This window comes from Pseudomonas sp. FG-3G (genome assembly GCF_901007645.1).
Lineage (GTDB): Bacteria > Pseudomonadota > Gammaproteobacteria > Pseudomonadales > Pseudomonadaceae > Aquipseudomonas > Aquipseudomonas rhizophila.
On record NZ_CAAKGZ010000026.1, the window covers coordinates 173,538 to 182,529 of the forward strand.

Consider the following 8,992-nt stretch of genomic DNA (forward strand, 5'->3'; position numbering starts at 1 on the left):
AGCAGGCTCAAGGGTGAAAGCATCGCGTTGCCCAGCTCCGACAGCGTAAATGGATTCCCCGCCCAGCCCCTTAGGCAAGATCCTACACAGAAGTCTCCGGTAACACTCAAACACGCCGGAAACGGCCGATTCAAAGCCCTGCATAACGATCTGTAAAGTCTGGAAACACACAGATATCGAAACCACCCACGGACAGCACCACTCAACCAAGGAATGTAAGCGCACCATGAACCAGACTGCACAGCCAACCCATCGCTACACCAACTACCGTAAGGTCATTTCCCTGGCGGACCAGGACTGGCAGAGCGCCGAAGTCGGAAAAATCTCAGGGCTGAATGTCGAGGTCAAGACACCCAATGTCCTGGTCGACCAGTACGGCCGAACCTTTCACCACTTCTGTACCACGTCCTATCTGGGCCTGGATCACCATCCGGCGTTGCTGGACGGGGCCATGACGGCCCTGTGGGAAACCGGGACCTTGCGCGTCGCCAACTCGAAAAACCGCTGCAAACTGGCGATCCTGGACCGATACGAAACCCAATTGTCGGAGTTGTTTGGCGCCAGTTGTCTCAGCGCCCTGTCATGCAGCGCAGCGAGCGCCGGGATCCTGCCGTTGCTGGCCAGCGGCGTGCTCACCGACAATCGGCCGCCAGTCATGGTGTTTGACAAACATGCCCATTACTCGATGAACCACGTCAAGGCTGCCTGCGCCGATGAAACCCAAGTCATCACCGGGCCCCACAACGACATGGACTTTCTCGAGGACGTGTGCAAACGACAGCGCAACGTGGCGTATGTGGCCGATGGGGCCTACAGCATGGGCGGGGTGACGGATATGGACAGCCTGCTGTACCTCAAACAGCGCTATGGCCTGTTTCTCTATCTGGATGACTCCCACGCGCTGTCCGCCGTAGGGCAATGCGGAGCGGGCCTGGTCCGGTCACGCTTCCACGCCGTGGACGAGCGCACGCTGATTGTCGCCTCGCTGGCCAAATCATTCGGGGCCAGTGGCGGCCTGGCGATGTTTGGCAGTGAACGGCAAAAAACACTGGTGCAGCGCTACGGCGGGCCGAGCAATTGGTCCCAGAGCCTGAACGCGGCGGCCATTGGCGCCGGCATTGCCTCGATCCGCCTGCACCGCAGTCGAGAATTCAGCGCCTTGCAGGAGCGTTTGCAGGCTAATATCCGCCTCTTCGACAGCCTCATCCGCACCGAACAACTCGGCAATGCCATGGCGATCCGCCTGGTGACATGCGGTGAAGCAGCCCTGGCCAACAGCCTGGCGGTCGAATTGGCCGACCTGGGGTATTTCACTTCAGCGGTCTTTTTCCCCGTAGTGCCGCAAAACAAGGCCGCAATCCGCATCACCCTGCGCGCCGACATGGAGACGAACGTGATTCGCTCGTTCTGCGAACGGATCACCGATCTGCTGCTGGCACACGGGCGTGACATCCGTCCTTGAACGAGCGCCTTGATGAAGAACCGTACGACCCTGATCATCACCTGCACCACCGTCTTCCTGGCACAACTGGGCATGAGCATCTACTTGCCGGCCCTGCCCGACATTGCTCGGGATCTGGGGGCCGATGCGTCCCAGGTTTCCTGGGGCTTGTCGGTTTACCTGATCGGCATGGCGCTGCCAATGTTGCTGTGGGGCAGCGTGAGCCAGCGTCTGGGACGCAAACCGGTGTTGCTGGCGGCATTGGGGTTGTACGGCCTGAGTAACCTGGCGTTACCGCTGGGTACGACAGTCGAGGCGTTCCTGACGCTCAGGTTGATTCAGGGCATCGGCGCCAGCGGTATCTCGGTGATGGCCAGGGTATTGATCCGTGACAGTTTCAGCGGCGATCTGCTGGCCAAGGCCCTGTCATGGATCTCGATAGCCTTCGTGATTGCCCTTGGCATTGGCCAGTATCTGGGCTCCTTGATCCAGGTTGCCTTCGGCTGGGAAGCGATCTTCTACGGGTTGGGTGCGGTCAGCCTGGCCATGGCGGTGGCAGTGTCCCGGGTCGGTTTCCCAGTGCTGACAGAAAGCAGCCACGGGCAATCAGCGTGGCGCGTCTACGGCAGAATTCTCCGATACCGAGGTTTTTTACTGCCGGCATTGGCTGGTGGCCTGGGTTACGGCGTGATCGTCGCGTTCAACACCGCCGCGCCACTGATCCTGCAGGAAAGCTTTCATTGGTCAGCGATTGAGTACGGCCTGCTGGGCTGGCCGATCAGTGCGGCGTACCTGTTCGGCGCGCTGGCGGTAAACGCCTTTGTGCTGCGCACCGGTCAGCGACGGCTGATGAGCTGGGGCATTGCGCTGGTGCTGGGTGGCAGCGCAACCATGCTGCTGGGGAGCGTCGCGCTGAGCAGTGTTGCGCTGCTGTTCTGGTTGCCGTACTGCTTCGCGGTGTTCGGCCAATCGTTGAATTACCCCATCAGCCTGTCCCTGGCCAACGAGGGTTCACCGGTGGCCGGTGCTTATGCCATGGCGTTAAGCGGTTTCCTGCATCAACTGATGGCATCGGCGATCGGCGCCATGGCCAGCCTGTTGTTGAGTCAACAGGCCTGGCCGCTAGCGGCATTGTGCACGCTGCTGGCAGTGGCAGCGATGCTGTGCGTGCGGTTCATGCCGCCACGGGTCGCCTAAAAGGCGCTGCGGAAAATCTCCTCGATCTGCCGTTGATCCCCTGCCCGTGGATTGGTCAGGCCACAAGCATCTTTCAATGCGTTGGTGGCCAGTACCGGCACGTCGTTGAGACGTACGCCCAACTCACGCAGGCCGGCCGGAATGTCCACGTCCCGGGCCAGGCTGCGGATCGCCTCAATGGCCACCCGCGCGCCCTCCTCCGGGCTGAGTCCGCGCGTATCGGCGCCCATGGCATGGGCCACGTCGGTCAGCCGAGCGGCACATACCGAGGCGTTGAAACTCTGCACATGGGGCAACAGCACGGCATTACACACGCCATGGGGCAAGTCATAAAAACCGCCCAGTTGATGGGCCATCGCATGCACAAAACCCAGCGAAGCATTATTGAACGCCATCCCCGCGAGAAACTGCGCGTAGGCCATGTTCTCCCGCGCCGTCAGATCGTTGCCGTCGCGCACGGCCTGACGCAGATTGTTGCTGATCAACGTGACCGCTTTCAGCGCGCAGGCATCGGTGATCGGATTGGCGGCAGTGGATACGTAAGCTTCGATAGCATGGGTCAACGCATCCATGCCGGTGGCGGCCGTCAGCCCCTTGGGCATCGCCACCATCAACGCCGGATCGTTCACCGACATGAGCGGCGTCACGTTGCGGTCGACAATCGCCATTTTTACGTGGCGGGTCTCGTCGGTGATGATGCAAAAACGGGTCATCTCGCTGGCAGTACCTGCCGTGGTGTTGATGGCGATCAGCGGCAACTGCGGTTTACTCGAGCGATCAACGCCCTCGTAGTCACGAATTTCCCCGCCGTTGGTGGCACACAAGGCGATGCCCTTGGCGCAATCGTGGGGCGAGCCACCACCCAGCGACACCACGAAATCGCATTGGCTCTCCTTCAGCAACCCCAGCCCGCGCTCGACATTGGCGATGCTGGGATTGGGCTTGGCACCGTCGAAAATCACCGAGTCGATGTCCTGTTGCGCCAGCAGGTCGGCCACCTTGCTGGCGACGCCGGCCTTGGCCAACCCTGTGTCAGTGACGATCAGGGCCTTGCGAAAGCCGTAGTTACGGATGGCGGTCATGGCCTCGTCGAGGCAACCCAGCCCCATGACGTTCACGGCGGGAATGAAAAAGGTGCTGCTCATGGGAGATGCTCCTGGAAGAGGCCGGGATTGGCAGGGCTACCAGAATGACCGACTGGTCACAGCGCATCTTGATCTGGCTCAAGACTGGGTCGTGATAAAGTCGCGCCCTGCCTTAACCACGTTTTGAGATAACTTTCGCAATGACCGACTTCCAGCAATACGACGCCCAGCTCGAAGACTGGGATGCCTTGCGCGCCAGCACCGCTTTCAGCGGCTTGCTGCTGGGTAACGGCGCCAGCCGCGCCGTTTGGGACGATTTCGGCTACGACTCGCTGTTCGAAAACGCTCGCACAGTCGAAGAAAAACCCTTGAGCCCGTCGGAAATGAGTGTGTTCGACGCGATGCAGACACGCAGTTTCGAACAGGTACTCGGCGCGCTGAAAACCACCAGCCGGGTCAACAAGGCTCTGGCCGTCAGTTCCGCTGCACCGCGCAACCGCTACTACGCAATCAAGGAAGCACTGATCAACACCGTGCACGCGGTGCATATCCCGTGGCGACTGGTCGAACCCTCGACCCTGGCGACGCTTAATCAGGAGCTGGGCCGCTATCGCACGGTGTTCACCACCAACTACGATCTGCTCAACTACTGGGCGATCCAGCATGCGCCCGAGACTGTCACCGACCTGTTCCTGGGCAACGATCACAGCTTTGATCTGAGCCAGGCAGACACGGACAAACCACGTCTGCTGTACCTGCACGGTGGCCTGCACCTGGTACGCAACCAGGACGGCACGGCACGCAAGCTGACCGCCACCGAAGGCACGCTGTTGGGCAGTTTCGCCATCAACAATACGATCAAGACCCTTGACGACGTGCCGCTGTTCGTCAATGAAGGCCCGAGCCAGGACAAGCTCAAGACCATTCGCAGCTCTGATTACCTATCGTTCTGCTACGACCAGTTGCTGCACCACGGCGACAACCTGTGCCTGTTCGGCCATGCCTTGGGCGAACAGGACAGTCACATCGTCCATGCCCTGCGCCAGGCCGCGCCGAAAACCGTGGCAATCTCGATCTACCCCCGCAGCCAGGCGTTCATTCAGCACCAGAAGCGCCATTACGCCAAGGTGTTCCAGGGGTTGGCGGTTGAACTGCGGTTCTTCGATGCCAAGACGCATCCGCTGGGCAACCCGAAACTGTCGGTGCCGGTGGAGGTTTAGAGCCAGGGCAGGCACGGCCCCGTAGCTTGTGGGGAAGGGATTTATCGGTGGGAGCAAAGCTTGCTCCCACATTGCCCCTCGGCTTTTGGCGTCCTGTCAAAGCGCCGCCAGCGTCTTGTCCTTGATCACCGTCGTCGGTCCGTTGGCCATGACGCTGGCAATGCCCTTGTCCCGGGCGGCGTCAGAGGAATAGCTTTCGCTGCTGCCGATCACTTCGTGATTGCCAGCCTTGAGGTTGAAGTAAGGATGGCCGTCCTTGGTGCTCTTGAGTTCATAACGTTCAGCCAGTGGGCTGTTCTTCTGCACCGAAGCGATGCCACCGTCGGCACCGCTGCGGGTCGTGTACAGCTCGCTGGTCAAAATCGTTTCGGCGTTCGCCGCCTTGAGCACAAACTTAAACTGGCCGTTGCTGCTTTTGCTGACTTCGTACCATCCGGACATGTTCTTTCTCCTGGGCGGTTGAGGCATCCCCAAGAGTAAAGACCCGCTGCGCTTGTTCTGCCAGTGCCTTACAAGGTGATGGCCGTGCCCAGCAACGTCAGGAACCCCGCCAGCCAGTTCGGATGTGCCGGCCAGGCGGGCGCGGTCGCCAGATTGCCTTGAACGTGGCCTTCGGTGACCGCGCACTCGATAAAGGTCCCTCCCGCCAGACGCACCTCCGGGGCACAGGCGGGATAGGCGCTGCATTCGCGCCCTTCCAGGATACCCGCCGCTGCCAGCAATTGCGCACCGTGGCATACCGCTGCAATCGGCTTGCCCGCCTGGTCAAATTCACGCACCAGTTGCAGGACTTTCTCATTCAGGCGCAGATATTCCGGCGCACGTCCGCCCGGCACCAGCAACGCATCGTAATCAGCGGCCTCGACACCGACGAAATCATGATTCAGTGCGAACAGATGCCCCGGTTTTTCGCTGTAGGTCTGGTCGCCCTCGAAGTCGTGGATCGCCGTGCGCACGGTCTGCCCGGCGCTTTTGTCCGGGCACACGGCATGAACGGTGTGGCCGATCATCTGCAAGGCCTGGAATGGCACCATGACTTCATAGTCTTCGACGTAATCGCCGACCAGCATGAGGATTTTCTTTGCGGCCATGGGGTGGACTCCTTGAAAAATGCGTAGGGGATGAACGCATTAAAGGTAGACCGGTACGTCGGTAGATGAGGAATAAGCGGCGATTACCTGACGGGCTGCACATCGCTGGATGCTGAATGCAACGTGTGGGAGCGAGCCTGCTCGCGATTCAGGCGACGCGGTTTTTCAGGTGCACCGCGTCATCGTTCAATCGCGAGCAGGCTCGCTCCCACAGGGTAATGTGTCAGTCACTCAGGCGAGGTAACCGTCAGCGCGCAGCAGGGTTTCGAGGCAGTGCTCGGTGATGTGGTAGAACGCCTTGAGTTCCTGGATCTTCGCCAGCAGCTCTGCCGGGTCCACCGGTTCGGCGCGTTTGACCGCCAGGATCATCTTGTTCTTGTTGGTGTGGTCCAGGGAAATGAACTCGAACACCTTGGTTTCGTAGCCGCATGCCTCCAGAAACAGCGCCCGCAGACTGTCAGTGACCATTTCTGCCTGCTGGCCCAGGTGCAGGCCATATTGCAGCATCGGCTTGAGCAACGCCGGACTCTGGATTTGTAAGCGGATCTGCTTGTGGCAGCACGGCGAGCACATGATGATCGAAGCGCCCGAGCGAATGCCCATGTGGATCGCGTAATCGGTGGCGATATCACAGGCATGCAAGGCAATCATCACATCCACCGCGGCCGGCGCCACGCTGCGCACATCGCCGTGCTGGAAGCTCAGGCCCGGGTGCTCCAGCCGCGCGGCAGCTTCGTTGCACAGCTTGACCATGTCCTCTCGCAGTTCGACGCCGGTCACGATCCCTTCAGCCTGCAAGGTGTTGCGCAGGTAGTCATGGATGGCGAACGTCAGATAACCCTTGCCCGAGCCAAAGTCCGACACCCGCACCGGCTGATCCAGGGCCAGCGGCGAAGATGTCAGCGCATGGCTGAAGACTTCGATGAACTTGTTGATCTGCTTCCACTTGCGTGACATCGCCGGGATCAGCTCGTGCTTTTGGTTGGTCACGCCCAAATCCGCCAGGAACGGGCGGTTCAGGTCGAGGAAGCGGTTTTTCTCGCGATTGTGCTCGGCCGATGGCACTTCTCGCAGCTGCTGGGGCTTGCTCTTGAACAGCGAGCTTTTGCCCTTTTTGCTGTATTCCAGCTGCGCTTCGTCGGTGACAGCCAGCAGATGCGCGTTCTTGAACGACACCGGCAACAACGCGGCGATGGTCGCCACGCCTTCGGCCAGCGGGAAATTCTTGGTGATGTCGCGGGTTTTGTAGCGGTAAACGAAGGACAGGCAGGGCTGATCCTTGACCGTCAACTGCTTGATGATCAGCCGTTGCAGGTCCGCTTCGTCACCGACGTACTTGGCCAGCACCAGTTTGATGAAGGCGTTCTGCTCAAGGCTGCTTTGCAGCAGCTCGATGAACTGGGCGTGGTGATCCGGCGCAGGACGGGCGGGGGTAGCGGTGACAGACATGGAAAAAGCGGCCTCGGGGCGGGCGGATCGGGAATGGCGGGTATTTTAGGAGGGATGGGCAGTGAGGGCACGGAAAAGTTCGTGTGGCGAGCAGTAGCCTCTGTGGAAGCAAGGCTTTGCTCCCACAGGCGTGTGCTGGCAAAAATTTTTCAGCCCAGCACCACCAACCGATTCGGCAATTCATTGCGCGCGTGAGTCACGGGTACATGCTCCTTGAGCAATTCGCCGCAGGCCTCGATGCAGGTGACGAAGCCCTGCAACGTCTGTCCTTGGCGGACCTGCTGGGTGAAGGTGGCGACAATGGCCTCCCAGCGCGTGTTGTCGAGACGCTTGGAAATGCCTTCGTCCACCAGGATTTCCACATACCGCTCGGCCTCGCAAACGAAAATCAACATTCCTGTGCCGCCGACGGTGTGGTGCAGGTTCTGCTCGAGAAACTGCCGGCGCGCCAGATTGGAGGCGCGCCAGTGGCGCACGGAACGGGGGATCAGGTGAGTGGTGATTGCAGGAATGCGAAACCCCAGGCACAGCACGATAAACAGGACCCACTGCACCAGCAGCAGACTGTGCATGTTCAGCCAGCCCGTGAGGTAATGCACCATGCCGGGCACCACCAAGGCCAGCAGGCTGGCCCACAGCAGCGGGATGTAGGCGTAGTCGTCGGCGCGGGCAGCAAGCACGGTGACCAGCTCGGCGTCGGTATCGCGCTCCACCCGGGCAATGGCCTCGGCGACCTTGCGTTGTTCGTGTTCAGTCAGTAATGCCATGGTTAAAAGTGCCCACTCATTATTATTGTCACCAGCCGCCCGACGAACCGCCGCCCCCGAAACTGCCCCCACCACCACTGAAGCCGCCGCCACCGCCGCCGCCAAAACCGCCGCCACCGCCATAGCCGCCCCCGGAACCACCGCGTCCGGCCGGCAGGATACCGAGCATCTGGCACACGAACACCGTTACGATGAACAGCAGCACCAACAACACGAACAGCCCCGGATGGCGCCCGACGAAATCGCCCTCCTCCTGGCCGTCGGCACCGTACACCGCAGCCGGCTCATCCAGCGCATTGCCGCCCAGCACCATCAGCATCGCCGCTACGCCGTCGCTGATACCTTTGTTGAAATTGCCGGCCTTGAACGCCGGAGTGATCACCTGATTGATAATCACCGAACTCTGGGCGTCAGTCAGGCGGTCTTCCAGACCATAGCCCACTTCGATCCGCAGTTTACGGTCATCCCGGGCCACGATCAGTAGCGCGCCGTTGTTTTTATCCTTCTGCCCAATGCCCCAGTGACGCCCCAGTTGATAACCGAAGTCTTCGATGCTGCTGCCTTGCAGGTCCGCCAGCGTGACCACGACCACCTGTTCACCGGTGGCCTGTTCATGGGCCTTGAGCTGTGCATCCAGTTGCGTGCGCACCGAGGGTTCCAGCATCTGGGCAGTGTCCACCACCCGCCCGGTCAGTGCCGGAAAACTCAACTCGGCCTGGGCCGTGATGGCAAACATGCAGAG

Annotated in this window: 9 protein-coding genes; 3 read left to right on the plus strand and 6 right to left on the minus strand. The window is 60.5% G+C overall.

The features are described from left to right. The first annotated feature begins 226 nt into the window (after window positions 1-226). Both PSEUDOMOFG3G_RS19865 and PSEUDOMOFG3G_RS19870 read left to right on the plus strand, forming a co-directional pair. Window positions 227-1,462: an aminotransferase class I/II-fold pyridoxal phosphate-dependent enzyme gene (locus tag PSEUDOMOFG3G_RS19865; protein ID WP_139050937.1), complete on the plus strand. Its 1,236-nt coding sequence runs from the start codon at window positions 227-229 to the stop codon at window positions 1,460-1,462. A 12-nt stretch (window positions 1,463-1,474) separates the two neighbouring features. Beyond that, window positions 1,475-2,638 (plus strand): MFS transporter, encoded by a 1,164-nt coding sequence (locus tag PSEUDOMOFG3G_RS19870; protein WP_139050938.1) that lies wholly within the window; start codon window positions 1,475-1,477, stop codon window positions 2,636-2,638. Here PSEUDOMOFG3G_RS19870 and yiaY read toward each other — a convergent pair. After that, entirely contained in the window at window positions 2,635-3,783 is a 1,149-nt protein-coding gene (yiaY, locus tag PSEUDOMOFG3G_RS19875; RefSeq protein WP_047228009.1) for an L-threonine dehydrogenase, read from the minus strand. The genes PSEUDOMOFG3G_RS19870 and yiaY overlap by 4 nt on opposite strands. A gap of 140 nt (window positions 3,784-3,923) precedes the next feature. On the opposite strand from yiaY, the gene PSEUDOMOFG3G_RS19880 reads away from it, so the two are divergent. Then, on the plus strand, window positions 3,924-4,943 hold the full coding sequence (locus PSEUDOMOFG3G_RS19880) for a DUF4917 family protein (protein WP_047228010.1): 1,020 nt from the start codon (window positions 3,924-3,926) through the stop codon (window positions 4,941-4,943). A gap of 96 nt (window positions 4,944-5,039) precedes the next feature. Here the strand turns inward: PSEUDOMOFG3G_RS19880 and PSEUDOMOFG3G_RS19885 are convergent, their stop codons facing one another. From PSEUDOMOFG3G_RS19885 to PSEUDOMOFG3G_RS19905, 5 genes are all read right to left on the minus strand, one after another. Further along, a complete protein-coding gene (locus PSEUDOMOFG3G_RS19885) occupies window positions 5,040-5,384 on the minus strand; it encodes a YegP family protein (protein WP_047228011.1) in 345 nt (114 codons plus the stop codon). A 68-nt stretch (window positions 5,385-5,452) separates the two neighbouring features. Next, the gene (locus PSEUDOMOFG3G_RS19890) at window positions 5,453-6,034 is read right to left on the minus strand and encodes a DJ-1/PfpI family protein (protein ID WP_047228012.1); all 582 of its coding nucleotides are present in this window, start codon (window positions 6,032-6,034) and stop codon (window positions 5,453-5,455) included. Between the two features lie 231 nt (window positions 6,035-6,265). Next, on the minus strand, window positions 6,266-7,483 hold the full coding sequence (locus PSEUDOMOFG3G_RS19895) for an SAM-dependent methyltransferase (protein WP_139050939.1): 1,218 nt from the start codon (window positions 7,481-7,483) through the stop codon (window positions 6,266-6,268). A 149-nt stretch (window positions 7,484-7,632) separates the two neighbouring features. Next, window positions 7,633-8,250: a TPM domain-containing protein gene (locus tag PSEUDOMOFG3G_RS19900; RefSeq protein ID WP_139050940.1), complete on the minus strand. Its 618-nt coding sequence runs from the start codon at window positions 8,248-8,250 to the stop codon at window positions 7,633-7,635. 28 nt (window positions 8,251-8,278) lie between these two features. Beyond that, window positions 8,279-8,986, minus strand: coding sequence for a YgcG family protein (locus tag PSEUDOMOFG3G_RS19905; protein WP_171061409.1), 708 nt, complete (start codon window positions 8,984-8,986; stop codon window positions 8,279-8,281). Window positions 8,987-8,992: the final 6 nt, after the last annotated feature.

Excerpts from the sequence above, each read along its gene's own strand:
- PSEUDOMOFG3G_RS19865 (WP_139050937.1), top strand. The coding sequence starts at position 227 with ATGAACCAGACTGCACAGCCAACCCATCGCTACACCAACTACCGTAAG.
- PSEUDOMOFG3G_RS19870 (WP_139050938.1), top strand. The coding sequence starts at position 1,475 with ATGAAGAACCGTACGACCCTGATCATCACCTGCACCACCGTCTTCCTG.
- yiaY (WP_047228009.1), bottom strand. The coding sequence starts at position 3,783 with ATGAGCAGCACCTTTTTCATTCCCGCCGTGAACGTCATGGGGCTGGGT.
- PSEUDOMOFG3G_RS19880 (WP_047228010.1), top strand. The coding sequence starts at position 3,924 with ATGACCGACTTCCAGCAATACGACGCCCAGCTCGAAGACTGGGATGCC.
- PSEUDOMOFG3G_RS19885 (WP_047228011.1), bottom strand. The coding sequence starts at position 5,384 with ATGTCCGGATGGTACGAAGTCAGCAAAAGCAGCAACGGCCAGTTTAAG.
- PSEUDOMOFG3G_RS19890 (WP_047228012.1), bottom strand. The coding sequence starts at position 6,034 with ATGGCCGCAAAGAAAATCCTCATGCTGGTCGGCGATTACGTCGAAGAC.
- PSEUDOMOFG3G_RS19895 (WP_139050939.1), bottom strand. The coding sequence starts at position 7,483 with ATGTCTGTCACCGCTACCCCCGCCCGTCCTGCGCCGGATCACCACGCC.
- PSEUDOMOFG3G_RS19900 (WP_139050940.1), bottom strand. The coding sequence starts at position 8,250 with ATGGCATTACTGACTGAACACGAACAACGCAAGGTCGCCGAGGCCATT.
- PSEUDOMOFG3G_RS19905 (WP_171061409.1), bottom strand. The coding sequence starts at position 8,986 with ATGTTTGCCATCACGGCCCAGGCCGAGTTGAGTTTTCCGGCACTGACC.